Origin of the sequence: Aeromonas sp. 30P (assembly GCF_051919805.1) — a bacterium.
GTDB lineage: Bacteria > Pseudomonadota > Gammaproteobacteria > Enterobacterales > Aeromonadaceae > Aeromonas > Aeromonas veronii.
The window spans coordinates 1,812,303-1,837,367 of sequence record NZ_JBQBEA010000001.1; the positions used below are offsets into that span (position 1 = coordinate 1,812,303).

General features: G+C 58.6%; 23 protein-coding genes, 1 pseudogene and 1 riboswitch. Of the genes and pseudogenes, 6 read left to right on the forward strand and 18 right to left on the reverse strand.

Features of this window, described 5'->3' with window-relative positions; genetic code table 11:
- Positions 1-118 precede the first annotated feature (118 nt).
- Complete coding sequence (locus ACTG2B_RS08435; RefSeq protein ID WP_270794282.1) at positions 119-961, reverse strand: patatin-like phospholipase family protein; 843 nt, start codon at positions 959-961, stop codon at positions 119-121.
- Positions 962-1,226: 265 nt separating this feature from the next.
- Here ACTG2B_RS08435 and ACTG2B_RS08440 point away from each other — a divergent pair, with 265 nt between their 5' ends.
- Positions 1,227-2,237 carry a S66 family peptidase gene (locus ACTG2B_RS08440; RefSeq protein ID WP_438402034.1) on the forward strand — a complete coding sequence of 337 codons (1,011 nt, stop codon included), beginning with the start codon at positions 1,227-1,229 and terminating at the stop codon, positions 2,235-2,237.
- 64 nt (positions 2,238-2,301) lie between these two features.
- Here the strand turns inward: ACTG2B_RS08440 and ACTG2B_RS08445 are convergent.
- Positions 2,302-4,556: pseudogene (locus ACTG2B_RS08445) on the reverse strand (LTA synthase family protein).
- 255 nt (positions 4,557-4,811) lie between these two features.
- Between ACTG2B_RS08445 and ACTG2B_RS08450 the strand changes: the two are divergent.
- Entirely contained in the window at positions 4,812-5,897 is a 1,086-nt protein-coding gene (locus ACTG2B_RS08450) for a hypothetical protein (RefSeq protein WP_005333743.1), read from the forward strand.
- A gap of 81 nt (positions 5,898-5,978) precedes the next feature.
- On the opposite strand, the gene lysC is transcribed toward ACTG2B_RS08450, so the two are convergent.
- Positions 5,979-7,331 (reverse strand): lysine-sensitive aspartokinase 3, encoded by a 1,353-nt coding sequence (gene lysC / locus ACTG2B_RS08455; RefSeq protein WP_047438909.1) that lies wholly within the window; start codon positions 7,329-7,331, stop codon positions 5,979-5,981.
- Positions 7,332-7,421: 90 nt separating this feature from the next.
- Positions 7,422-7,645, reverse strand: a riboswitch (Lysine riboswitch).
- Positions 7,646-7,752: 107 nt separating this feature from the next.
- Positions 7,753-9,081, reverse strand: a complete 1,329-nt coding sequence (argA, locus tag ACTG2B_RS08460) for an amino-acid N-acetyltransferase (protein WP_265776050.1) — start codon at positions 9,079-9,081, stop codon at positions 7,753-7,755.
- Positions 9,082-9,349: 268 nt separating this feature from the next.
- On the opposite strand from argA, the gene msrA reads away from it, so the two are divergent.
- Complete coding sequence (gene msrA / locus ACTG2B_RS08465; RefSeq protein ID WP_005333739.1) at positions 9,350-9,982, forward strand: peptide-methionine (S)-S-oxide reductase MsrA; 633 nt, start codon at positions 9,350-9,352, stop codon at positions 9,980-9,982.
- A 261-nt stretch (positions 9,983-10,243) separates the two neighbouring features.
- Here msrA and ACTG2B_RS08470 read toward each other — a convergent pair whose 3' ends face one another.
- Genes ACTG2B_RS08470 through ACTG2B_RS08480 form a run of 3 tightly spaced genes read right to left on the reverse strand, consistent with a single transcriptional unit; the run spans position 10,244 to position 11,505 of the window.
- Positions 10,244-10,579 (reverse strand): DUF3802 family protein, encoded by a 336-nt coding sequence (locus ACTG2B_RS08470; protein WP_005333735.1) that lies wholly within the window; start codon positions 10,577-10,579, stop codon positions 10,244-10,246.
- A gap of 57 nt (positions 10,580-10,636) precedes the next feature.
- A complete protein-coding gene (locus tag ACTG2B_RS08475) occupies positions 10,637-11,125 on the reverse strand; it encodes a GNAT family N-acetyltransferase (protein ID WP_429018071.1) in 489 nt (162 codons plus the stop codon).
- Entirely contained in the window at positions 11,122-11,505 is a 384-nt protein-coding gene (locus ACTG2B_RS08480) for an MmcQ/YjbR family DNA-binding protein (RefSeq protein WP_005333730.1), read from the reverse strand. Before ACTG2B_RS08480 ends, ACTG2B_RS08475 begins: the two co-directional genes overlap by 4 nt.
- 118 nt (positions 11,506-11,623) lie before the next feature.
- On the opposite strand from ACTG2B_RS08480, the gene ACTG2B_RS08485 reads away from it, so the two are divergent.
- On the forward strand, positions 11,624-12,415 hold the full coding sequence (locus ACTG2B_RS08485) for an alpha/beta fold hydrolase (RefSeq protein ID WP_040066426.1): 792 nt from the start codon (positions 11,624-11,626) through the stop codon (positions 12,413-12,415).
- A 218-nt stretch (positions 12,416-12,633) separates the two neighbouring features.
- Here the strand turns inward: ACTG2B_RS08485 and yidD are convergent, their stop codons facing one another.
- The 9 genes from yidD to ACTG2B_RS08530 all read right to left on the reverse strand — a co-directional run bounded on the left by yidD (position 12,634) and on the right by ACTG2B_RS08530 (position 20,076).
- Positions 12,634-12,843: a membrane protein insertion efficiency factor YidD gene (gene yidD / locus ACTG2B_RS08490; protein ID WP_129503840.1), complete on the reverse strand. Its 210-nt coding sequence runs from the start codon at positions 12,841-12,843 to the stop codon at positions 12,634-12,636.
- Entirely contained in the window at positions 12,840-13,067 is a 228-nt protein-coding gene (locus tag ACTG2B_RS08495) for a DUF4177 domain-containing protein (RefSeq protein WP_439995516.1), read from the reverse strand. Before ACTG2B_RS08495 ends, yidD begins: the two co-directional genes overlap by 4 nt.
- Positions 13,068-13,205: 138 nt before the next feature.
- The gene (locus tag ACTG2B_RS08500; protein ID WP_129503842.1) at positions 13,206-13,412 is read right to left on the reverse strand and encodes a KTSC domain-containing protein; all 207 of its coding nucleotides are present in this window, start codon (positions 13,410-13,412) and stop codon (positions 13,206-13,208) included.
- A gap of 133 nt (positions 13,413-13,545) precedes the next feature.
- Positions 13,546-13,944, reverse strand: a complete 399-nt coding sequence (locus tag ACTG2B_RS08505; RefSeq protein WP_129503843.1) for a hypothetical protein — start codon at positions 13,942-13,944, stop codon at positions 13,546-13,548.
- 2 nt (positions 13,945-13,946) lie between these two features.
- Positions 13,947-14,864 carry a zinc dependent phospholipase C family protein gene (locus ACTG2B_RS08510; protein WP_139734626.1) on the reverse strand — a complete coding sequence of 306 codons (918 nt, stop codon included), beginning with the start codon at positions 14,862-14,864 and terminating at the stop codon, positions 13,947-13,949.
- A gap of 95 nt (positions 14,865-14,959) precedes the next feature.
- The gene (locus tag ACTG2B_RS08515; RefSeq protein WP_139734627.1) at positions 14,960-15,289 is read right to left on the reverse strand and encodes a hypothetical protein; all 330 of its coding nucleotides are present in this window, start codon (positions 15,287-15,289) and stop codon (positions 14,960-14,962) included.
- Between the two features lie 484 nt (positions 15,290-15,773).
- The gene (locus tag ACTG2B_RS08520; RefSeq protein ID WP_439995517.1) at positions 15,774-16,847 is read right to left on the reverse strand and encodes a lipocalin-like domain-containing protein; all 1,074 of its coding nucleotides are present in this window, start codon (positions 16,845-16,847) and stop codon (positions 15,774-15,776) included.
- A gap of 88 nt (positions 16,848-16,935) precedes the next feature.
- A complete protein-coding gene (locus ACTG2B_RS08525) occupies positions 16,936-19,365 on the reverse strand; it encodes an FtsX-like permease family protein (RefSeq protein WP_439995518.1) in 2,430 nt (809 codons plus the stop codon).
- A gap of 30 nt (positions 19,366-19,395) precedes the next feature.
- Positions 19,396-20,076, reverse strand: a complete 681-nt coding sequence (locus tag ACTG2B_RS08530) for an ABC transporter ATP-binding protein (RefSeq protein WP_439995519.1) — start codon at positions 20,074-20,076, stop codon at positions 19,396-19,398.
- A gap of 197 nt (positions 20,077-20,273) precedes the next feature.
- Here ACTG2B_RS08530 and ACTG2B_RS08535 point away from each other — a divergent pair, with 197 nt between their 5' ends.
- Together ACTG2B_RS08535 and nhaD are read left to right on the forward strand one after the other, a co-directional pair.
- A complete protein-coding gene (locus ACTG2B_RS08535) occupies positions 20,274-20,741 on the forward strand; it encodes a DUF4357 domain-containing protein (protein ID WP_005333716.1) in 468 nt (155 codons plus the stop codon).
- 107 nt (positions 20,742-20,848) lie between these two features.
- Positions 20,849-22,273: a sodium:proton antiporter NhaD gene (gene nhaD / locus ACTG2B_RS08540; RefSeq protein ID WP_439995520.1), complete on the forward strand. Its 1,425-nt coding sequence runs from the start codon at positions 20,849-20,851 to the stop codon at positions 22,271-22,273.
- A gap of 76 nt (positions 22,274-22,349) precedes the next feature.
- Here nhaD and ACTG2B_RS08545 read toward each other — a convergent pair whose 3' ends face one another.
- Positions 22,350-23,561: a Bcr/CflA family multidrug efflux MFS transporter gene (locus ACTG2B_RS08545; protein ID WP_257687467.1), complete on the reverse strand. Its 1,212-nt coding sequence runs from the start codon at positions 23,559-23,561 to the stop codon at positions 22,350-22,352.
- Positions 23,562-23,629: 68 nt separating this feature from the next.
- Entirely contained in the window at positions 23,630-24,895 is a 1,266-nt protein-coding gene (locus tag ACTG2B_RS08550; protein WP_439996921.1) for a hypothetical protein, read from the reverse strand.
- Positions 24,896-25,065 lie beyond the last annotated feature (170 nt).

Here is a 25,065-nt window from a genome sequence, read left to right on the forward strand (position 1 = left end):
GCCGCGCTTGCCTCGCCACGGTCTGTTTTTATGACTCATGTTGCTCAACTGACCCGATTGTTATTGTGTTGGCGGCGCGTGCGTCGCGGCAGGTCGGGTCATGCCTGTAAAACCCTTGTCAATTGAGCAGGGCTGCCTGATAGCCTGCGCACTTGCCCATCACGTATCCCATCTCCAGCTTGTTGATATCGCGGGTAAAACGGGAAACGGGGAAGTAGTCGGCCGGGGCGATCACCTCGATCTGGCAGTCCTCCGGCGGATTGGCGATAAAATCGAGCGCCTCGTTGTAGCTGCGATCCCGCTGCTCCAGCGCCTGTGCCAGCGCGGGGCGGGTCTTGAGCAGGGTACGGATCATCCAGGGGAAGGGCATCGGCTTGAGCCGATAGCCAAGGGGCTCGGAGAGGATCACCGTCAGGTGACGGGCACCGCGGCGGTAGGCCTCGATCACCGGGATAGAGTCGGCCACCCCCCCATCTGTCATCGGCACCCCGTGTACCTCCGGGTATTCGTGGGAGGCGAGGGGAATGGCGCAGCTGGCGGGCAGCACCTCGTTCATGTTTTCCGGCTTGACCCGGATGTACTCCGCCTTGCCGGTCAGGGTATTGGTCACCACCGCATAGAAGGGGATACCGGTCTCCCGGTAGGCGTGAATGTCGAGGGGATACTTGCTGCAGCTGGTGTGCCACAGCCAGTGGATATCCACCAGATTGCCCCCCTTGGCAAAGCGCAGGGGATCCATAAACTGCTGGCTGCACGCCAGTTTGGTCAGGATCTCGTGGCTGCGGCCATGCTGGCTGGCGAGATAGGCCAACAGGTTGGTCGCGCCCGCCGAGACGCCGATGGCGAAGTCGAAGGGGCGATAGTCATGCTCGATAAACGCATCCAGCACGCCGCTGGCAAATATGCCGCGCATGGCGCCGCCTTCTACAACCAATGCGCTGGGGGATGCGTTTTTGTTCATGACAGGCACCTCATTGATAAGTCAGAGAGAAAAAGTGGGAAAGAGAGCGCTCGGGCTGTCAGGCCGACCGTTCTGACAACCAACCGGGGTTGGCCATCGCAATGAGGTCATTCTAGGAAGGGGATGGTGTTTAGAATATCTGTTAATAATGAATCAAGTGTTTTGTATTTCTAAACGATGGTGATAAACCTGTTGTGATCAAAGGGGTTGTGTAGGAGTCTCAACGACTCTGTGATGGCTGGATATTGGCAAGGATGAGTGTGTCATGACGTTATTGGTTCCCCCGCGGCTCCGACGTGGCGATACCATCGCTTTTTTCTCCCCTTCCAGCGCGGCGACCGCCTGGGTACCCAACCGTTTTGCCCGCGCAAAAGCCTTTCTTGAGGGGCAGGGCTTTAGGCTCAAGGCGGGCAGCCTCACCGGCCAGCAGGATCACTGGCGCTCCGGCTCCATTGCCGCGCGGGCCGAGGAGCTCAACGCCCTTATTCGCGACCCAGAAGTACGCTGCATCATGTCGGTGATTGGCGGCAGCAACTCCAATTCCCTGCTGCCCTACCTCGATTTTGAGGCGCTGAGGCGCGACCCCAAGATCATCGTCGGCTACTCCGATGTGACGGCGCTGCTGCTCGGCATCCACGCCCAAACTGGCCTGGTTACCTTCTATGGCCCGGCGCTGGTGGCCTCCTTTGGCGAGTTGCCGCCTCTGGTGGATGAGACGCTGGCCAGTTTTTTACAGATTGCGTTGGCCGACGAAGCTGGCGTCCCCTGCACGCTGCCCACCCCGGCGCAATGGAGCGATGAACGGCTGGACTGGGAGAACCAGACCCGGACCAAGCAGTGCCAGCCCAATCGGCTGATCTCGGTGGGCTCAGGCCGGGTTGAGGGACGGCTGATTGGCGGCAACCTCAACACCATGGCGGGGATCTGGGGCTCTCCCTATATGCCGGCCATCGAGTGCGGCGACATTCTGCTGTTGGAGGACAGCCTGAAATCAGCCGAGACGCTGGAGCGCTCCTTCGCCCACCTCAAGTTGTGCGGGGTGTTTGATCGGATCGGCGCGCTTATCCTCGGCAAGCACGAGTTGTTCAACGAGCAGGGGAGCGGCAAGTGCCCCCTCGATATCCTGCTGGAGGTGGTGGGGGAGCCGAACTTCCCCATTCTGGCGGAGTTTGACTGCGCCCATACCCACCCCATGCTGCCGCTGGGCATCGAGGTGGAGCTCGATCTCGACCGCCAGCAGCTCACGCTACTGGAGCCATGGTGGCGAGCAGAATGAGGGCGAAATGAAAGTCCAACAACAAGGCCGCGGATGCGGCCTTGTCTGTTTTTGTGTGGAGGGATCAGGGCAGGGCATCGGGCCGGAAGCTGGCGCGGATCTGCGGCACCAGGCTTGAAGGGTCGAACCCTTTCTCCTCGCCCAGCACCGGATGGAGCAGGGGTTTTTCTTCGATGGGGGTGATATCCCCCGCCAGCAGCTGGCGGGTGGCCTGACCCATCTGGTAGAGCTGGCGCACCGGCGCAAACTGGGTCGCCAGATTGAGGGGATCATCGGCGCGGGCAAAGGCCATCATGGGGATCTGGTAGGTGGTATCGCGCGCCGGCTTGTCACCGTAATCCCCTTGCCGGCGGACATCAAAAACGGCTGGTGATCGCCAAAGGCCACCACCAGATAGCGCTTGTCAGACTGGTCTAGGGTCTTGAGCAGCCGCTCCAGCGAGGCCATGGCATCCACCACCCCTGTGTAATAGGTGTTGAGCAGCTGGGTGTCGCTCTCGCTCTGGTTCGGGCAGGCGCCGCTGCGCTCCTGCCCCTGATAGCGGGGGCCATCGAAGGGGCCGTGCCCCTGCATGGTGACCGCATAGGCAAACAGCGGTTTGTCATCCTGTTCGCTGCGCTTGAGTATGTGGTCGATCAGCGCATCATCGGAGATATAGAGCCCCTTGTGCTCGAGGGTGGTGAAGCGGGTGTCGAACCAGCGCTCCTCATAGCCGAGCGCCGGGATCGCTTTGGCGCGGCCCCAGAATTTTTCCACATAAGGGTGGGCGAACAGGGTCTGGTAGCCACTCTTTCTTGCGCTCTGGGCCAGCCCCGGCACCTGCTGCGAGAGGTAGTAGTAGGGCACCACCCCCTGCTTGAGCAAGCCCACCGGCAGGCCGGTGTTCATCTCGAACTCCGCCAGCACCGTCATACCGCCGGTGGTGGGGGAGTGGATGGTTTTTTGCCACTGCTGCACGCTGGCGGGCAGGGAGAGGGTGGGAGCCGGGGCGCAGATCCGCCCCTTCCAGTCGAGCCAGAGCGACTCATATTGCAGCACGATCACCAGATCCCAGCGCGGCGCTATGCCCTGGGGCGGATAGCTCAGCTGCGGGGCCAGCTCGTTGATCTGCAAGGGGTAGCGAAACACGCTGCCGCTTTGCAACATCTCGTCCACCAGATTGAACAGATAGAGGCCGGGGCCGGAGCGGATGATGTCCCTGTGGTAGTTGACCGCGCGATCCACGTAGCGAATGTTGGCCCCCAGCAGCTTGTTGCCGGTCTGGGTGGCAAACACGCACAGGGCAAAGAAGGCAGCGGTGGCGGCGGCTGTGCGCAACACCCAGCGCGACAGGGCAAAGCGCCAGCAGAGCAGCAGTGCCAGCAACACGGTGAAGATGGGCAGGATGGGGTGCTGGTCGAGCAGGATCCGCAGCAGCGCCAGCAGGTTGCCAAAATCGTCCCCGCCGAGCGGCACGCCGTAGATGGCGATCTTCATAAAGTTGGCGAGCAGGCCTATACCGGAAAGCGCGGTAAAGACCAGCCCCATATAGAGGTTGAAGCCCGCCAGCGCGCAGAGGCTCCAGCCCAGCACCATGCTGCCCCAGGCGAGATAGTAGTGCTCCGGCCGAAAGCCTGACCAGAGCAGAAACTCCCCCAGCTTGAACACTACGAAGCCGTGCAGCAGCACGAAGGTGAGGTTGCCGAGCAGCAGGCTGCCGATGATCCGCCAGCGCAGGCTGCGGCGCAGCTTTGGCAGCACCGTCTTGAGCACGGCGGCGCTCAGGGCCAGCACCAGGGTCAGGCTCACCACCAGATAGGTGAGGTTGAAGCCCTGCTCCGGCAGGGTTTGCAGGATCTGGCTGAAATCGCCGCTCTCGGGGCGATCCTTGAGCAGCAGACCGATGCGCAACTGATAGCGGCTATCAAGGGCATCGTCCGGGGCGCGCAGGGTGCTGTTGAGATCCAGAGTACAGCGGTTATTGCGGCACACCTGACGCTTATCCACCGCTTGACTCAGCTGGTCAATCCGCTCCCCCTTGTCGTTGAGCAGCTCTACCCGCACCTTGTCCCCCGCTTGCAATGGCCCTCGCAACTGCCACTGACTCCGTACCACCAGATAGAGGCCGCGGCTGTCGCTTTTATAGAGCAGGGCGTGGCGGGTGAGGGTGGCCAGCGGATTGTCGGCGGGGCCCAGCACCAGCGGCTGGGCACGGCCCAGCCAGCTGCCGGGATTGATCAGCGGCAACAACAGGGTCAGCAGCAGCAATCCGCCCAGCAGGGCAAGCAGCAGAGAGGGCAGACTCAGGACGCGGGGGCGGCCTGAGGAGGGGCGATTCATATAAGCTCATCCTTTGAGCGAGTGAGGGAGAGATCGTTCATCCGCATAGAGTTTGACCCGATGGTGCGGGCCTTGTTTCAGCTTGTCAATTTAATGACCACTTAATGAATATTTGGTTACAGCTCAACCTTGCAAATTGTGATCCCGATCGAGGGGTTGTTCGGAATATGTGATGAAAGCGTCATCATGGGGTTTTGCCACTGGCTTGGGAGGGATCTGCTGTTTAGTCTCTCGATAGCGACTGGAGGTACATGTATGAATCCCAAAGTGATGGCACGTCAGGCCAGATTGCTGCGCATGCTGGAGAGCAAGGAAGAGATCCGGATCGGACGCGAGCGCGACTGCCCGCTGCCGCTGGCCCAACTGGTCAAGCTGAAGGATAGCCATCCGGCTGTGGTCAAGGTCTATCGCCACGGTCTCACCGCCGAGGTGTTTCACCTCAAGGTGGAGGGGCATCACTGGTGCCTCAAGCGGCGCCGTCAGGATTCGCTGGTGGCCAACCTCGATGGCAAGACTGCCTTTCTGACCGAGCTGGAGCGGCGGCGCGAAATCGAGGCGCTGCGCGAGCTGCACCCTACTGTCCTCTCCCACGTGGTCTGCACCAGCTTCGGCTCGGCGCGCGCCGGTGTGCTGGTCTCCCCCTGGTTGCGGGGTGTGCCGGTCCATCAGCTCAACGAGCGCAATCTGGCCCAGATGCTGGAGGTGCAGGGTGAGCTGGCCCGCTGGGGCTGGTTTGACTGGGACCCGAGCCCGGGCAACCTGCTCGATGACGGCGAGCAGATCTGCGTGTTCGACTTTGGCTATATGTGGACCTTCGATCCCCGCTTTGAATACAACTCCAACGGTCTGGTCGACCCGCAGTTCCATGTGCCGGAGCGACTGGAGACCCGCACCCTCTCCGGACTCTGGCTCGATGAGGCCGATCCTCTGCCGCAATTTCGCTACTGGCGTGAACTCTGCCTGAAATGGGTGAAACGGGAGATCCACCACCTGATCCGTGAAGGGGCCAGCGCGCCCGTGCTGGCCCGCCTGCATGCCCTGCAAGGGGAGTGGAGTGCCGCGCTGGCGAGCGACGAGGCGCTGGTCGCCAACTGGTGGCGGGACATGTATCGCAGCCACCGTCTCGATGTGGCCGATGATCTGAGCGGCCAGAGCTGCGGCCCGCTCACCCTGCGTCGCCTCGACTGGTTGATGCAGGCGGTGACGGATCACTATCCGCTGCTGGTGGACAATCTCTCGCCTCAGGAGACTGAGCTGGGCCAGACCGGGCTGCTGGCCCGCTTGCAGCAGCTGCGCCGCGAAGCCGTCGCCTGTCAGCTGCCTGCCACCAGCCTTGCCTGAGCCAACACATCTGCGAAATACAAATGAACAGGGCGCCTTGCTGGCGCCCTGTTGCATGGCCGGAATTGCCTCGGGTGAGGATCAGTCCAGCAGCTCCTGATGGAGGCGGTTGACGATATTGCCCGCCTCGCTCTCCTTGACCAGAAAGCAGAGGTTGTGGGCGCTGGCGCCGTAGCAGATCATCCGGATGTTGTGCTCGCGCAGGGCGTCAAAGACCTGACTGCCAACGCCGTTCACTTCGCTCATCCGGTTGCCGATGAGCGCCACCAGTGCCAGACCGGTTTCCACCTCCACCTTGCAAAGCTGGCCCAGCTCGGCCAGTACCTTGTCGCTCAGGATCGGTTCGCCGTTGCTCTGGCTGCCGGTGTGATCCAGCGTCAGCGATACGCTCACCTCCGACGTGGTGATGAGGTCGACCGAGATGCGGTGACGGGCCAGAATGCCGAACACTTCGGCCAGAAAGCCGTAGGCGTGGAACATGTTGAGGCTGTGCAGGGTCACCAGCACCTGCTGGCGGCGCAGGGCGACGGCGCGAAACAGCGGGCTTGAATCTGTGCTGGCGCGGATCCAGGTACCACCGGCGGCAGGATCCTTGGCGGAGCCGACAAACACCGGAATATTCTGGCGCACCGCCGGTTGCAGGGTGGCCGGGTGGAGCACCTTGGCGCCGAAAGTGGCCATCTCGGCCGCTTCGACAAAGCTGATTTCGGGAATGGGGCGGGCGCGGGTGACGAGGCGCGGATCCGTGGTGTAGATGCCGGGCACATCGGTCCAGATCTCGATACTGGCGGCATCGAGCGCTTCGGCGAGCAGGGCTGCGCTGTAGTCAGAGCCGCCGCGCCCCAGCGTGGTGGTGCGGCCATCGCCATCAGCACCGATAAAGCCCTGGGTGATGATGAGACTGTCGCCAAGCTGCGGGCCCAGCGTCTGCTGGCAGAGGGTACGGGTAGTGGCCAGATCGACGGTGGCCTTGCCAAAGCGGCTGTCGGTGCGCATCAGCTGGCGCACATCCTGCCAGTGGGCCTTGACGCCGCGCTGGCGCAGCAGCTCGGTAAAGAGGCGGGTAGACATCAGCTCGCCGCAGGCGATGAGGCGATCGGCCAGCTCTGCATCGGTATGCTGGTGGGCTTGCTGGGCCATGAGGCGGATCTCGTCCAGCTGGCCATGAATGAGGGCGCTCACATCAACGGGGTTGCCGAGATCGGCCAGAATGGCCTGCTGGATCCCGGCCAGTTTGGCCAGCTGCTCGTCGCGGCCCGCTTCGTCCAGCTCCCCTTGTGCCAGAGCGACCAGCAGGTTGGTGACACCGGCGCTGGCGCTCAGCACCACCACCCGGGTGGCGGGATTGGCCAGCACGATGTCGGCGCAGTGATTCATGGCCGGGAAGTTGGCGACACTGGTTCCGCCAAACTTGGCGACATTGATCGGGCTCATTGCTTACTCCTGTCTTATTTTAAGATTCCGGTTCCATCGGGCAAAAAAGAGAGGAGGAGGCTGAAAATGGCAGGAATGAACGAAGCTATCCCGGCCAGAAGCACTCCACCTGCAGAGCCCATCCCGTACCGCCCCTGACAGGGCGCGGTGGGGGATGATCACTACCGATGACAACCCGGGGGATTCAGCCCCCGCAGCCGACGTTGAGGTTACCAGTCTCCTCACTCGTCTCGGCGCTGCTCCCCCTGACCCAAGTTCACCGGACGCTGGCGTCCTCCCTTGGGCTGCCTGGGCAGCGCTCCTCTTCTGGCTCCACCAGGGCGGTGGAGTGCATTTAGAAATACCCTGCGTTGGATTGCACTGTCAATCGAGTTTGTGAAAAAGTTCAAATTGTCAGCTAACTCAACGCAGGATCAATGACTTAGGCAATGGTCTTTGACAAAACCTTGGAACGCCGCTGCCAGTTGTAGAGACGCTGGCGTGCCACCGGCAGATCTTCCACCTCCAGCGGATCGAAGCCCCGCTCCCGGAACCAGTGGATGGAGCGGGTGGTAAGCACGAACAGGCGACGGATGCCGAGGCGCTTGGCCCGCTCGGCCACCTTGGCCACCAGCTGATCCCCCCGGTTGGAGTTGCGATAGTCGGGGTGGATGGCGACGCAGGCCATCTCCGCCATCGCCTCTTCCATAAAGCAGTAGAGGGCCGCGCAGCCGATGATCAGGCCATCGCGATCTATGATGGTGAACTTGTCGATCTCCATTTCCAGCTGCTCGCGGGAGCGGCGTACCAGAATGCCCTCTTCTTCCAGCGGGCGAATGAGATCCAGAATGCCGCCGATATCCTCGATGGTGGCGGCGCGGGCCTGCTCGGCACTTTCCCGCACGATCTGGGTGCCGAGGCCGTCGCGGCTGAACAGCTCCTGCAGCATGGCGCCATCATCCTGATAGCTCACCAGATGGGAGCGGGGCACCCCGCCGCGGCAGGAGGCAATGGCCGCGCGCAGATAGCGGGCGGTGCCGGACATCTCTTCTCCCGCCTGCTCCAGCTCCACCAGCAGCTCTTCGGCCTGCTCGGGGAAGAGCTCGGAGATGGCTTCGCCGTGGCGGTCCATTACCCCCTGGGTGCTGCTAAAGCAGATGAGCTTGTCCGCCTTGAGATCGACCGCCACCCGGCGGGCCACTTCTTCCGAGCTCAGGTTGAAGCTCTCGCCGGTGACCGAGCAGCCGATGGGGGAGATGAGCACCAGACTCTTCTGATCGAGCTGGCGGGTGATCCCCTCCACGTCGATGCGGCGCACCCGGCCGCTGTGGCAAAAGTCGATGCCATCATCCACACCGAGCGGCTGGGCGGTGACGAAGTTGCCGCTCACCACGCTGATCCGCGCTCCCTGCATGGGGGTATTGGCGAGCCCCATGGAGAGTTGGGCGGTGATGTCATATTGCAGGCCGCCACACACTTGTTTGATGATGGTGAAACTCTCGTCATCGGTGACCCGGATCCGCTTGTGGTACTGGGCCTCGATACCGGCGCGGGCCAGTGCTTCATCGTTTTGCGGACGTGAACCAAACACCAGCACCAGGCGTATGCCCAGTGTCTGCAGCAGGGCGATATCGCTGACGATATTGGCGAAGTTGGGGTGGCAGATGGCTTCTCCCCCCATCATCAGCACAAAGGTGGCACCCCGATGCACATTGACATAGGGGGTGGATTGCCGGAAGGCATTGACCAGACTGGGTTCGCGTTCACGCACTTGATATTTCTTCCATAAAAAAACAGCGATTGGCTCAATATATGAAAATTAATTCACAAATCAAGACTAAATATTGATTTTGGCCGTTTCTGGTCTATGAGGAGCGGCTTGGCCGTGCGGATTGGGAACAGGTGGCAGGAAGCGCAGACGGCCGCCGGAGCGAGCGGGGAGGGGCCCGTCGGTTGATCCGGCGCGATAAACTGCTATCTTCGATGCTCCTTTTCGTCAGCTGTGTGATTTCACAGAGTTTTATACAAGGACAGAATTCATGGAACAGATTATTTCACCGGCAGATGCCCTGCCGGGACGACGCGAAGCGATGGTGATTGGTCAGCAGCATGCGGTGAATGGCAACCCGACCCAGGGTCCCTGGCCCGAGAACATGGCGATCGCCTGGTTTGGCATGGGTTGCTTCTGGGGCGTGGAGCGCCTGTTCTGGCAGCAGCCGGGCGTCTATTCCACCGCGGCCGGTTATCAGGGCGGTGTGACCCAGAATCCCACTTACAAAGAGGTGTGCAGCGGGCTGACCGGCCATGCCGAGACGGTGCAGGTGGTGTTTGATCCGGCGGTCATCAGCTACGGCGATCTGCTCAGACTGTTCTGGGAGCAGCACGATCCGGCGCAGGGGATGCGTCAGGGCGGGGACATTGGCACCCAGTATCGCTCGGTGATCTTCTATGGCGACGAGAGCCAGCAGATCATTGCCCAGCAGAGCATGGCGGCCTATCAGCAGGCGATGGCGGCAAGCGGTGACAGCCGTGCCATTACCACCCGCATTCTGCCGCTGGCGCCCTTTTACTACGCCGAGGATTACCATCAGCAATATCTGGAGAAAAACCCGGATGGTTACTGCGGATTGGGTGGCATTGGAGTCTGTTTGCCGCCCAGCCTGAACCGCTGAACAGGTTTGTAGTCGATTTCTTAATAAAAGTGAAAATAAATGGTCGGAGGAGGGAACTTATTGCGACCAGTCGGGACTAACAAGGTAGCGTCCAGGGATCGGATGCAAAGTCCAGACACATTTCTTGCCTTGATAACCGCCTGATGAATGAACGCACTGGCGGGTTGAAAATGATAGCAAGCAGGGCTGCCCACCAAGGCGGCCCTTTTCCTTATCTGCTGTTCTGAAATCTTGCGTTGGGCGGGAGAGCCGGACGGCAGATCAGCCGATGGCGCTGTCGAACAGGTTCTTGATGAGATCGATAAACTCGATGAGGAAGGTTTTCTGTTCCGGGGTCGGGGCGCGCAGCCAGACGGCAGAGAGCACCTCTTCCAGGTCGGCGACCACGGCGTCGGCCTCCTGCATGATGGCGAAACGCACCTTGGGATCGAGCTGGGGGTTTTGCTCGCAAATGGCCATCAGGTTGCTGGCAACACGGCCACTGACCAGATCTTCGATGGTCTCTTCACCATCGTTCTGCTGCTGGGATTCAAACAATCCCAAACTCTCCACCAGATACTCGATCAGCGAGATATAGCCTTCACTTTCTACCACCATGGTTGCTGCCTCAATACAGTAACAATACGAAAATTAAGCGTATTTTAGTGGCTTGCCCTAGCTTGGCAAGCAGCAGTGCAGGCGATGGCGAGTAAAACTGACTCCACCCCGCTCCACGCACTCCAGCCCGGTCAACGTAAAGCCATGTCGTAAAAATAGCTCATAACTGAAGGCGCTGGCCTCGGTGGTGATGAGTGTCAGACCGAGCCCTCTGGCCCCCGCGAGCGCCGTGGTGAGCAGCAGATTGCCCAGTCCCTGGCGCTGATGGTTGGCGCTGACATAGAGCAGACTGAGGTGGCCATCGGGGCTCAGGGTGACAAAACCGAGGGGCTCATTTGCCTGCTCCGCCACCCAGCCGTGGTGCTCGCGCAGCTGGCTGACAAAGCCCGGATGTTGTGAACCGAGGGCCCACTGCTCCACCTGCTCGGCGCTGTAGTGTTCGGGGCCGCTGCGTCGCACCGCCTGCTCAAACAGGGTTACGAGAGCGGGGATATGTGCCTCGCCAAGGGGGACAATGCAAAGTGCTGGGCTAAGTGCTGGGGTCATAAGGTTGGGTCGTCAGTGGGGGAGAGGGGGCGCGGCGCCTGTGGCCGTTTGGCTTTGGGCAGACCCGCGACAACCCGCTCATAGGAGTGGTGTACCCAGCCTTGCCACAGATCATCTGGCAAGGTGCTGTTCAGGGTCACTGTGTTCCAGTGTTGCTTGTTCATATGCCAGCCCGGTTTGACCTCGGGGTGGATCTCGCGCAGCAGCAACGCCAGCTCGGGCTCGCATTTGAGGTTGATGGTGAGCGGCTCGGCCTGCCAATCCACCAGCGCGAACATCTTGCCCGCGATGCGGTAGACCAGGATCTCCGGGCCAAACGGGGTATCTTCGGTGGCGCCCGGCAGGGTCAGAAGAAAGTGGCGCAAACGGGTCAAATCCATGGTGGGTTCTCGCGCAAGGGGTGATCCGGGTCATGTCAGGCGCATATCTATCGGCGGGCCTGTTCTGTTAATATGCGCGCAGCCGAGTATACCCCCCATCACCAAGGGAGCCTATTGGATGTTGTATCACAAGACTTTCGAACTGGGTCCCGAGCGGGATTGGGTGGTGTTTGTCCACGGCGCCGGTGGCAGCTCCTCCATCTGGTTCAAGCAGTTGCGTGCCTATCGCGAACACTTCAACGTGTTGCTGCTGGACTTGCGCGGCCACGGCCAGTCTCACCAGCTGCAACAGGTGGTCAAGGGCCACTACAGCTTTCGGGAAGTGACCGAAGATATCGTTCGGCTGCTCGATCATCTCGATATCCGCCGCGCCCACTTTGTCGGCATCTCCCTTGGCACCATCCTTATTCGCCATCTGGCCGAGCTCTGCCCGGAGCGGGTGAAAAGCATGGTACTGGGGGGCGCTATTTTGCGGCTCGATATCCGCTCGCGGGTGCTGGTGCAACTGGGCCGACTCGGCCAGCATTTCCTGCCCTATATGTGGCTCTACCGGCTGTTTGCTTTCATCATCATGCCGCGCCAGCACCATCAGGAGTCGCGCAACCTCTTTGTGCGCGAAGCCCGCAAGCTCTGCCAGAAAGAGTTCAAGCGCTGGTTCCGCCTCGCCACCGAGGTTAACCCCCTGATGCGTTACTTCCGCGAACGCTCCCTGCCCATTCCCACCCTCTATGTGATGGGGGAGGAGGATCATATGTTTCTGGCACCGGTGCGCGAACAGGTAGCCCGCGATGCCAGCTCCTCATTAGCGGTGATCGAACAGTGCGGCCATGTCTGCAATGTGGAGCAGCCGGAGCAGTTTAATCGTCGTACCCTGGCATTTATTCAATCGCTAGGCAGCGGGAGGAAATAACTAGTTATCTTAAATTGTTACTCAGAGCTGGAGATATTTGAGTAAAGATTTTTTCTGTGGTTTATTTTCTATCGGTTAGGATGTGGTGTGCCTACTCGCCGAATAAATAATCTTAACCTTATAATTGAAAGAAACCCCGGAATAAAATTTTTTGCCGGGGTTTTATAATGTTAATGTCAATTGAATATGTACTTCTTTGACGTTTAGGTAACTAACTGTTAAGGTAAGTCCTCACCGCCTTTATATAAGGCACCATTACAACGCTTTATTCGTAAATAACCGTATCGGCAACCTTTTATTACACCATATTTTTCAATGGCTGCAATGGTATAGTTAGAGCATGAAGGCGTGTAAATGCACCGTCTATTATGAAGATGGCGTAAATGTTTCTGATAAAATCGAACAGCCAAGATTGCAATTATCTTCATAACTCTTTCTCAAAAACACAGACTAACCAAGCTCCTTTTCCACCCCCACAGCCAGCGACGGTAACTTCTCTAAAATCACTAGAATGTAAACGCCATCCACTTTCGGCATATTGATTAAGGAAAGCTTGAAATTGTTCACAGCGTTTAGAGTCCCATCCATTATCTTTCGCACCACAACCTGATACGGTAGGGATAAATGTATCAACTTTATATGTGAAAGACATAATAACTCCTGAGTTCAACAAAGTACGGGTTTTCTAAAGATTAAGTTAGATTGTTTTTGTATCAAGGAGCGCGTTATAAATGTGCTGCCAATAATCAACCTAAACAGATGCACTCACAAAATACGGTATTTCAATAGATTAATTCGTATATCTACCTTTTATATACTGATGGTAGTATTGACCAACTGAACGTGCAGTTACAAAAGACCTGAAAATGGGTTCTGGAACATTATAAAAAGTATACACAGGAATGCTCTCTTCGAAATCAATAAACATTTGAGTAGACTCTGCATTGTAGCCAATGCGACGAATTGCAGTTGAATTTACGTCTATCCATTCAGTCATAATCTTCCTTGTTATTTGAGTTTTATTATATGATCTATGTATTTTATATTGGTAATGTGATGTGGCTCTTAAAAAATAAAACCCTCTAGAAATTAAACCAATGAGAAAGTCTTGGGTATGTTATATGTAAATTTTATTTGCATAGAGTTGAGCTATCTATCGTAAAATTACAACTATTTGGTTTAGGGGCATTCCAATAGTGTTTATCCAATACTGCATTGCATCCTGCGTCCTCTATAAGTGCAACATCTTTCTCGCAGAGCAATAGAATGGCATTTTCTCCCTGTAATTCGACTTTAATTGTATACTTTTCGAATGGTTTTGTTTTTTCAGGCGATTCCAGAAAGACCTGAGTCAATACTTGATCGCCATCTTTGCCAGCAAGATCACCAAACTTGACCATGCCATCTACTGATTGAGCTAAATCTTTGAATTGGGATGACATATCATACATATGTTCATCATCATAGCTATTTGTTGATGAACATCCGATTAAAGTCAGTGATAATAACAAAAAAGAGATATAGTTCATATTTATACCCAAGCTGTTAATATATGTGATTCACAATGACCAGTATCTAAATTCCAGTTTAAGAACATATCCGTTTCACCATGTTCATAAATGGATTTAGCCAAATAGCACCAATATTTTTGAATGTTACTAACTGCTCTCTCAAAGATAGAATCATAATGCTCTATTCCACAGGGGGTTTTTAAGCTATCAATATATGAGACATCGATATGTTTTACATCTGGATAAGTGAGTCCAAGTTCTGCAGCTACATGTCTGGCAAAAGGAAAAAGCTTATGACCTTCTTCCACATGGTCAACAACCTGTAAGAAACCTTGATGCCATTTATCTATGTCTGGGGATATTAAATTTACGTGGTCAGGATGAGTTTCCTTTAGACAGGCTTCCCATAAGTTATGTATGACTCTGTCAAGTGAGTCATGGCAATTGGGTTCAACGCAGGTTCCTATATTCATTCTGATTCTATCAGCGTAACCAATATCGCCAAGATTTAACTTCTGCCATATATAAGCATCTTGATTCATTTCACATATACGATGTTGGCTCTTGTTTTTATTGTAAGGTCCTACTTTTAACTCAACTACTGGGTGTATAGTGATATCGGCGATCACATGAGCTACGAATCCACAAAGCCACGAAAATGCTTTTTCCTGATCTTGGGAGGAGAGTTGTTTGACGAGTATGATAGCTTTTTTGATAAAAATACCTACTTTCTCGTAATGCATTTTGTCGGCCCATGAGTTCTGATTGGAATCACCTATTTTCAAGTAGGGATAATCAGGGCTGACACAACCAAGCTCTACGAATTTCTGGTGTTTAGTGAGCATGAGTTTAGCTTTTTTTGGCATATCCAAGCCAGCTAACTTTGAATTGGCCATAGCAAAGTTCACGGCAGTGATATGTGCAAATGCTCCAGGCATAAAAGTCCTTATTTAAACCATTTGATGATGGGGTGGGAATGAGATGTTTAACAAACATTGTGGTGGCGTTTTTTATTATAGCCATCTGAACTTTTTTAAATATTTTCAGGTGGGGCTTTATTTATTTTTACATAAACGATGGCTCTTGGTTTTCCATGTTTTGTACAATCTTCATCAACTTGATTAGCTAAAGAATCCCCGTAAGTATCTCTTAAATATTGGAGAACGTTTTTTCTACTGAATGATTCAGCACCTTTTGACTCACCATAATAAACCTTACCAGATTCAATATTAATGGCTCCATGCTTTTTGATGTCTTGTATAACATCTTGTTTTATGGCGTTCATTTTTGACATTAAAGTATCTAACTCATACTTTAATTCAATTAACTCCTTTGCCTTTTCTAAAAGAATTTTATTGTCCATAAATAATCCTGCAATCAGATATGTCGTTAAGCTAGAAGTAAAAAATAGTTTTAGCGGTATCAGATTTTGTACTTGGGCTACCAATAGTCTTTGTTGATTAGCAAATGGATGGCTACCGCACGGGGTTACAGCTCCCCGAGTGCTGCTTTTAACCAGATTGAAAATGGGTAAATCATGGGCTGACCTCGGTTGCTTTTGGGGCTGCGGGTGCCGCATGGGCAAGATATCAAACGGCGATCAATTTAAGTGAGTGAAAAGTTAGTTATCGCTCGGATTTTGAAAGGTTTTTTGACGAGGATCAGACTTGAGCCAAGTTGACTGCGGGTTGAGTGGATGAGGGCGTTCAATAAATAAACAGATGAGGCATCCTTGACGACTGGCGCCAAGTGATAGGAGTGGCTGGGCGATATCACTGTGATGCCTTGTTATAAGAGCGATTTGTTTTTAGGTCATCGAGTAGACCGGCCACGTTTGTCGAGGGTGTTCAGTAGCCGGTCATCTCCAGATAGCCGACCCCCTTGGCATCCCCCGAGACAGAGACAGCTCCCTCCCAGTAGTCAAAGCGACCTGTCATGGCCTGATTGGGCTGACGGGCTTTGATGGTGAGGCTCATTCCGGCGGCGTTTAGCTGCCACTCGACGGGGTAATCCTGCCCCTTTGGGTCGCGCCAGGTGTTGCCCGGGGTGAGGCGAATCGCGTCGGGGGCGAGCACCCGGCTGCTGCCATCCCGCTCAATCAAAATACCGTAACGGTTTTCTGGTTCTGCGCGGCCTGCCTTGGTGCGCAGGCGAAACAGCATCAGCTCGCGGCCATCGGCCAGTTGCAGGGAAAACCAGTCCCAACCCGATTGCCACTCGGCCAATACCGAGCTGCTCCACTCGTGATCAAACCAGCCTTGGCCGGTGACGGTGCGGGTCTCGCCATCACGAGTCAGGGTGCCGCGAAGAGTGAGGCGCGGGTAGGAGTAGTAAAAGGAGGCGTTGCCCGGGCTCTTCTCGCTGTAACCGGCCTTGCCTTGCAGCACCAGCGGTTTGGCGGCAGTGACGGTGAGGTTCAGCTCGCCAATTTTGCTCTGCACCTTGAGGGTGGCGGGGAATAGCGCGGCCCCTTGCGAGGCAAGCCGCCACTCCCTGAGCCAATATTGGCCTCCGCTGGCTCCCGCCAGCCCCGGCCCCTGCCGACTGGCCCGTTCATCTTGCTGGTGGCTGCCACGGTCGAGATCCGTGATGGCAAATTGGGCCAGCCAGAGCTGGGGGGTGAGCCAGGGGTTGCCGGAGCGGATCTCTTGTTCGATCCCTTGGCGAAACAGGGTCCACTGCATGCCATATTCGCGCCCCTGTTCATCCTTGAGGTTGCCGGTGAGATACCACCACTCGGAGCGGTAATCGGGGTGGGCGGCGTGATCCTCCGGCAATTGGATGGTTTGCCCCGGCTGCACCTTTTTAAAGCTGTCGTTGCCGCCGCCGAGCAGGGAGCCCAGATCGCTGGCAGCGATAGCTCCGCTATAGAGCGTCCAGAGCATACCCAGCACCAGCGGCCACCCTTTGATCTGTTTCATACCACTCTCCTTGCCGCATACCAGGAGGCCAATGCGCCACGTATCAGGTGTGAGAGCCAGCATGCTGGCGTATCTCGCGGTTGTTGGCTCATACCACTCTCCTTGCCGCATACCAGGAGGCCAGTGCGCCACATACCGGCGCCAGCAACAGGGCCGTGACCGCATGAAGGGGGGCGGCCTCGAAGGCGAGGCGCCAGCCAAAGGCGCGGGGATTGACCACCTCGATCAGCACCCAGGCGAGGCCATACCCCACCGGCAGGGCCAGCAGGGCGGTGAGCAGCCCCAACCCCGCCCCTTGCCACACCAGCAGCTGGCGGCAGTGGCGGGGGCTCAAGCCCAGACTCTGCAAGGTCTGCAGCTCGCCACGGCGCGACAACCCCAGCACCATAAAGGCCGAGCCTATGCCGACAAAGGCGATGCCGAGGATCAGCAGTTTCAATAGCTCGGTCACCACAAAGGTCTGGTCAAACACCTTGAGCGCTGCGCTGTGGATGGCGGGGGCGGAGAGCAGATTGAGCTGCTCGCCAAAGCGCTCGCGCAGGCGGTCGGCCAGCTGTTCGGGGTTGTTGCTAAAGAGGGCGAGGGATTGCACCGCTCCCGCCTCGAAGGCATGCAGGATCTGCCCCTTGTCGCTGCCGTAGTCCTGATAGACACCGGTGACGGTGAACTGTCTTGGCCCCTGCTCGCCGCTGATCGCCAACCTCTGGCCCACCTTGACCCCGAGGCGCACCGTCAGCGGTTCGCTCGCCAGCACCTCGTCGGGGTGGGTCGGCCAGCGTCCGGCCAGTAGCGGATAGGCCGCTTTAAGCTGGGGGATAAAGTCCATCTGCGCCCACTCGATAGGCTGCCCCTGCCAGCGGGCAGGGTGAACCGAGCGTCGCGAGGCGGCGCTCACCAGCGGATTGGCGAGCAGGGTCTTAAGGGTGGCGTCGCTCAAGGTGCCCTTGTTGCCCGCCACCCCCTTGGGGGCGGTGACATAGAGATCGGCGGCCAGACGCTGGCCGAGCCAGATCTCCACGCTGGAGCGAAAACTCGACACCATGACCCCGATGCCGATGGCTGCCGCGATGGCCAGCTGCAACGCCATCACCGCGATGGCGGTGCGATCGAGATGATAGAGGGTCTCGGCCACCCCGAGCCGGGCGGTGAGGGGGCCGCCCGCGCGCCGTCGCAACCAGCCAAGCAGGCCGCGCAGGGCATCGGGCAGCCAGAGCGCCATGGCCAGCAGCCAGCCGCCGGCGATAAAGAGGGCGCCACTCAGACCCGTTTGCGGCAGCCACAGGCACAGAGCGCACAGCAGCAAGATGGCGATGGCCAGCACGCGCCGTCGCCACGGATGAGCGGGGGGACGGCTGCTTCCGGCACGCAATTCGAGGGGGGATTGGCGCAGCAGTTGCCACCAGCCGGGCAGGTTGGCGGCCAGCGTACCGAGCAGCCCGATCAACAGTGCCTTGAGCAGGCTCACGGGGGAGAGGCGCAACAGATCGATGGGGTTGGGCCCATAGAGATCGGCCAGCGCCTGGGTCAGTTGCCCCATCAGCGCCAGCGCCAACAGGCTGCCGAGCAGTACCCCGAGCAGGGTGCCTACCGTGGCGAGAATAAGCAGCTCCAGAATGAGCCAGCGGAGCACCCGGCTCGGCCCCATCCCCAGAATGATCAACTGGGCCAGCTGGGGGCGACGCACGCTCTGCACAAATCGCTGGGCGTTGAACACCAGAAACAATCCCACCGCCATGGCGAGCAATGAGAGCGCCGTCAGGTTGAGGGCCAGCGCATCGCCAAGCTGGCTGGCATCGAGCGCCGGGCTAATGGGCTCAAGCCACAAAGGCTGGTTTGGGTAATCGGTTTGCAGGGTGGCCTGCAGAGTGCGAGCCTCTGATTCGCTTAATTTGAAGACGATGCGATCGAGCTGACCCGCTTTATCCAGCAACAGCTGGGCGAGGCCGATGTCGGTTATCAGCAGCCGCTCCATGGGCACGGCGCCCGGTTCAAACGTGCCTGCCAGCGTCAGGGTCAGGGGACGGGCGCTGGCGCCATCGCTGCCGCCCAAGACAAAGCGGCGGCTCTGGCCCGCTTGCCAGCCAAGGCGATCTGCTTCGGGGGCCGCCAGCCAGATGCTGTCGGCGCGGTTGAGGGAAAAGGCGGGCTCGCTTGCGGGTTGGGCGCCAAACAGCTGGCGCAGGGGGCCGGGGTTGAAGAGATCCATCCCCAACAGCTGAAAGCTGCGCCCCTGCTCATCCTTGAGCCAGCCATGGAGCTGGGGCATGGCATCGAGGGCGGGTTGGCTGGTCACCAACTGCACGTAGAGCTGCTCATCCAGCCCGCCAGCGGGGGCTAGCCGGTAGTTGGCTTCCCCTGCCAGCTGGCTGCGGGCGGCGACGAAGTTGGTGCGGGCACTGTGATTGAGCAGCTCGATGGCCACCACCAGCGACACCCCCAATACCAGCCCGGCCAGACTCATCAGCAGCAACCAGGGGTGACTGCGATAGAGGCGCAGCAGCGCTTTGAGTGGCAGCATCAGCGTGCCCCCGACAGACGCAGTCGCTGTTTAGTCATGACGGGGCCCCTTGAGCTCGATAAGTTGCCCCCCTTCGAGGCGCAGCACTCTGTCGGCCAGCGCAGCATAGGCGGGGTTGTGGCTCACCAGCAGCAAGCCTGCGCCAGTGTCGCGCACTGCCGCGATCATTAATTCCATCACCTGTTCGGCATTGTGTTCATCTAGGCTGCCGGTGGGCTCGTCGGCGAGCAGCCACTGGGGTTGATGGATAAGGGCGCGGGCCAGCGCTACCCGCTGACGCTGACCGCCGGAGAGTTGCTCCGGCCAGGCATGGCGCTTGTGGCTCATATCGAGCCGTTGCAGCAACTGGTCAATCTTTGTCTCATCCGGTGGCAGCCCGTTGATGGCGAGCGGCAGGGCCAGATTCTCGGCCACATTCAGGGTCGGCAGCAGGTTGAAATCCTGATAGACGATGCCGAAGTGGCGACCCCGCAGGCGCGCCCGCTCGTCGGGGGAGCGGGTGTCGATCCGGGTCTCCCCCAGCCAGATCTCCCCTTCATCCGGTGCAATCAGCCCGGCGATCAGATTGAGCAGGGTGGACTTGCCGCAGCCGCTTTGGCCCAGCAGCAGGGTGATCTCGCCAGCGGGGAGGGCGAGATCGAGATGGTGGAACAGCGGCAGTCGTTCACTGCCGTTATCGAAGCTCTTGCAGAGGTTGCGCAGGGTCAGCATGGGATAACCGTTTGATGGTCAATGGCTTTCATCATGCTTGGTACGCTAGCACGGCCAGCATTGATCAACACCCCTTACGGTTGATCAAGAGTGCCAGTTAGTGATCAAGGCGGCAAAAGAGCAGTGGATCCTCGCTGGATCCCGCTTGCCCGAGGTGGTTAGAATAGGGGCTTCCATGGGTCACAGGATGAGCAAGGATGTTACACAAGCAAGTCAGTTTTATCATCGATAGCAAGGGCAACAAGCAGGCTGCCGTCGTCCCCATCGAGATCTACAACGAGCTGATGACCCTGCAAAAGGCACTCTCCGACAATCGGCCGGGGGAGCGCGAGCTCTACCACTTCAACGGCAAGGGGGCCGAGGCCCACGGTTATCCGGTGGGCAAGCGGCAAAATCCGGGCTTTATGGTGCTGGCCGGTTCCACCGCCAATGGCGAGGATGCCGCCTCTTTGCGTGAAGCGGTGATCGAGCTGCGTCACGAACTGCTGGAGAAGGGGGTCATAGTGCCCCGCAGTCAGGGCGGCTTTGTCTTTACCGCCGATCAGCTGTTCAACAGCCCGAGTCTGGCCGCCAGTCTGGTGGCGGGCAATAACCGCAGCGGTCTGGATGCCTGGCAAAACAGCGCAGGCTATACCCTCAAGCAGTCGGGTTTCGGCAAGAAATAATCCCGCGTTTCGACAGCAAACCAATTAAGCGTTAATTGACCTGGATGAATTTTTCTTTTCATCCAGGTGCTAGCATCATTGCCAGATGGTTCTAAAAGGAAGAGACCATGTCTGCGCTCACCCCTGTTATTTTGCTGCTGTCCCTGTTTATTCCTCCCGCCCATGCCAGTAGTGGTCCTGTTCTGTTGACATCCTCTTCAATAGGACTTTTTTGTGTCGGATTGTTTGTGTTGGCCTACGCCCTGGTGATGGCTGAAGAGTATCTGCAACTGCGCAAGTCCAAACCCGTGCTGGTGGCCGCCGGGGTGATCTGGATCCTGATCGGTATCGCCTATGCACAGCAGGGGATGAGCCATGTCGCCGAGCAGGCCTTCCGCCATACCCTGCTGGAATATGCCGAGTTGATGTTGTTCCTGCTGGTGGCGATGACCTATATCAACGCCATGGAGGATCGGCGGCTGTTCGATGCCCTGCGTGCCTGGCTGGTGCGATCCGGCTTTCACTTGCGCACCCTGTTCTGGTTGACTGGCGGGTTGGCATTTTGCATCTCGCCGGTGGCAGACAACCTGACCACTGCGCTCTTGATGTGCGCCGTGGTGTTGAAGGTGGCCAACGGTGATCGGCGTTTTGTCAATCTTGCCTGCATCAACATAGTGATCGCCGCCAACGCCGGAGGGGCGTTCAGTCCCTTTGGCGATATCACCACCCTGATGGTGTGGCAGGCGGGCAAGGTGCAATTTGGCCAGTTCTTCACCCTGCTTATTCCCTCCCTGCTCAATTTTCTGGTCCCGGCCATCCTGATGAGCCTGATGGTGCCGCGTCATGTACCGGAGGCTGATAACGAGGTGGTCGATCTCAAGCGGGGGGCCCGTCGCATCGTCGTGCTGTTCTTGCTGACCATCATCACGGCGGTGCTATGCCACAGTTTCCTCCATCTGCCGCCTGTGCTCGGCATGATGCTGGGACTCGGTTATCTGCAGTTTTTCGGCTTTTATCTGCGCAAGTCGCTGCCACGATCCCTTGCCCGCAAGCGTGCGCTCTATGAACGCAATGGTGATGAGGTGCGGTTGCGCAGTCTGGGTTCTGTGGTGCCATTTGACGTGTTCAACAAGGTGGCCAAGGCGGAGTGGGATACCCTGCTGTTCTTCTACGGGGTGGTGATGTGTGTCGGTGGGCTGGGCTTTATGGGGTATCTGGAGCTGGTGTCACACTGGCTGTATGACGCTGGGGACCCCACCATGGCCAACATCTTCATCGGGGTCTTGTCCTCCGTCATCGACAACATTCCCGTGATGTTTGCCGTGCTGTCGATGAACCCGGATATGGCGCTGGGGCAGTGGCTGCTGGTGACCCTGACCGCCGGGGTGGGCGGCAGCCTGCTCTCCATCGGCTCTGCGGCCGGGGTGGCCCTGATGGGACAGGCCCACGGCATGTATACCTTCTTTGGCCACCTGAAGTGGCTGCCGGCTATCTTGCTCGGTTATCTGGTGAGCATAGGGGCGCACCTCTGGCTCAACAGCGCCCAGTTCTGAACGTCTGGCTACCAGTACGAAAAGAGGCTTCCGTTGACGGAAGCCTCTTTCGTTTTCCTGACAGGAGGGAGGGGGATCAATCGCCTCGCTTGCCGGTCAGCAGCCAGTAACTCAGAGTGGAACCCACGCCGCAGCAGGCGATGGCGATGGCCATGGGCAGCGGCGAGTGGGGCGGATTGAGGTTGACCAGAATGCCGACCAGGGCGCCGATGCCAAAGCGCAGGGTGCCCGCCAGTGCCGATGCGGTGCCCGCAGATTGGGGGAAGTGGCCCATCAGGCCGGTCATGGCGTTGGCGCCCACCAGACTGATATGGCCGACAAACAGCACCACCGGAATGACGATGCCCCACAGGCCGCCGGTCTGGCTCCAGGCGTTGTAGACCAGCAGGGCGCCCGCGCAGGGCAGCACCAGCAGACCGTATTGCAGCATCCGCTCGGCACCCACTCCTTTGACCAGTCGGCTGTTGACGAAGGTGACCACCATCATCAGCAGAATATTGAGGCCAAACAGCCAGCCGTAGTGCTCGGTCGGCACCTTGAAATACTCGATATAGACGTAAGGGGAGCCGCTTAAGAAAGCGAACATGCCGGAGCTGGAGAGGGAGCCGCACAGCACATAACCCATGGCGCCGCGATGGGAGAGCACCCCCCAGTAGTTCTTGAGGATCTGGCCCAGATTAAGGGGCTGACGGTGCTCCGGTTTCAGGGTCTCCTGAATTTTCCACTGCATCACCACACAGATCAGCAGGCTGATCCCCACCAGCAGCCAGAAGATGACCCGCCAGTCGGCGTGGGCACTGATATAGCCGCCCACCACCGGCGCTACCAGCGGCGCGAGCGTCATCACCAGAATGACGAACGACATGGCGCGAGAAAATGCATCCTTCTCGAACAGATCGCGCAGCAGGGCATTGACCACCACAGAACCCGCCGCGCCGCCCGCCGCTTGCAACATCCGATAGGCCAGCAACTCAGGCAGGGAGTCCGCCATGGCGCAGCCCACCGAGGCGATGGCAAACATCACCAGCCCCGCCAGGATCACCGGCTTGCGGCCATAGCTGTCGGCCAGCGGGCCGTAGAAGAGTTGGCCGATGGCAAAGCCGCCCAGAAAGGCGCTGATGGTGAGCTGGGCGCCGTCGATGCTGGTGGCCAGATCCCGGGCGATGGCCGGAATAGCGGGCAGATACATATCCACCGCCAGCGGGGTCAGACCCGCCAGGGCGCCCAGCAGGATAAACAGGAAACGGGGGGAGAGGGCGGCAGCCTGAGCTGTTGGCGATTGGGGCATAGGGTGTCCTTGATGCGAAACGTCGGGTTGAAAAGCGCGAAAAAAGCAGTCTATCAGTTTTGTCGCGGCTATGGATCCGGTATGGCGAGCCAGAGGCCGGGCTCGGCGGCAAAGCGCGGGGCAAACCAGTGCTGGCGCACCGCAGTGGGCATTTCGTTCACGGCGATGGGGCGGCGACTGAGGCGACAGGCTCCCTGAGAGAGCGCCAGCGCCGCATCCCCCTTGTACCAGCCATCGGTGACGGCCAAGGCTGTGGTCTCCCGCAGCAGCCGCACGCCCCACTGGGTCACCAGCGCCGGGCACGCTGTTTCTGCCAGCCTTGCTGCCTGCACCATGGCGGGCAGACGGGGCAGGGTGAAGGTCGCGCCGAGCAGCAGCAATCCGGCCACCGCGACCACCCACTCAGCACGGCGCGGCAGCCAACCTGCCAGCAGCACGATACCGAGCAGGGTGATGGGGGCCAGATGGCGGGGATTGTCGGGATTCTGGCCAAACAGGGTCCCGAGCAGCAGGGCGAGCCAGTAGAGCGTCCAGAGTGGAGAGAGGGCGGCAGTGTGATCATTTGACCGTTGCCAAAGTGGCAGCATCAGCAAGGCTCCGACAGCCAAGGGCCAGAGCGGGGTAAGCTGATCGTTGAAGGTGCTCGCCCAGCTGAGCAGCCGATCGCCGTGAGCCGCCGCCGTGTTGCCCCACAGGGTAAAGTGGCCGTCGGTAAAGCGGCGCCCCTCGCTGAAATAGGCCCAGCCATCGGCTTGCCAGACAAACAGCAGGCAGGCTAGCCCCAGCAGAACAATCGGGAGCAGAAAGTTAAGTCGCTGACCCTTTTGTGCCATCCCCAGCCAAAGCGGCAGCAACGCCAGCACAAAATAGGAGGGGCGCAGCGCCAGCATGAGGCCCAGCAGCAGGCCTGCCAGTGCGAATCTGCGCTGCTGCAAGGCCAGCAGCGTCCAGAGCCAAGCCGCGAGCGCGGGCCCGTCCGAAAGGCCGGAGAGCGCCAGCGTCGGGGTGAGCGGCAGGGCCAATACCAGCAGCCAGACTGGGGCGAGCAGGCTGGGCCGTTGCCACAATCTGACCGCCAGCAATGCGGCGAGGGGCGCCAGCAAACTGCTCCCGAGCAGACTTGCCCACTGCACCGCGCGGGCCGGCTCGTCTACCGCCAGATTGATCAGCCGCGCCAGCCAGATAAAGGCGGGGTAGCCCGGAAAGTGGGGGGAGAACTCCAGCACGCTAAAGCGCGTTACCCCGTGGGCGAAATTGAGGGCATCGTCGGAGTCGAGGGCCACCGGAAAGGCCAGCAGCCAGCCGAGCCAAGCCAGTTGCAGCAGAATGAGCAGCCAAATGGTGGTGGAGCAGGGGGAAGGCCAACGCCGGGCCGTTACCTTACCCCTCATCCCCAGCCCTTCTCCCGCCAGGGGAGAAGGGGGCAAGCCGGCGTCCGGGTGCATTTATCGGCAGGCCGTGCGTAGGGTGGGTAGAGCGCAGCGAAACCCACCGTTTGTCACAG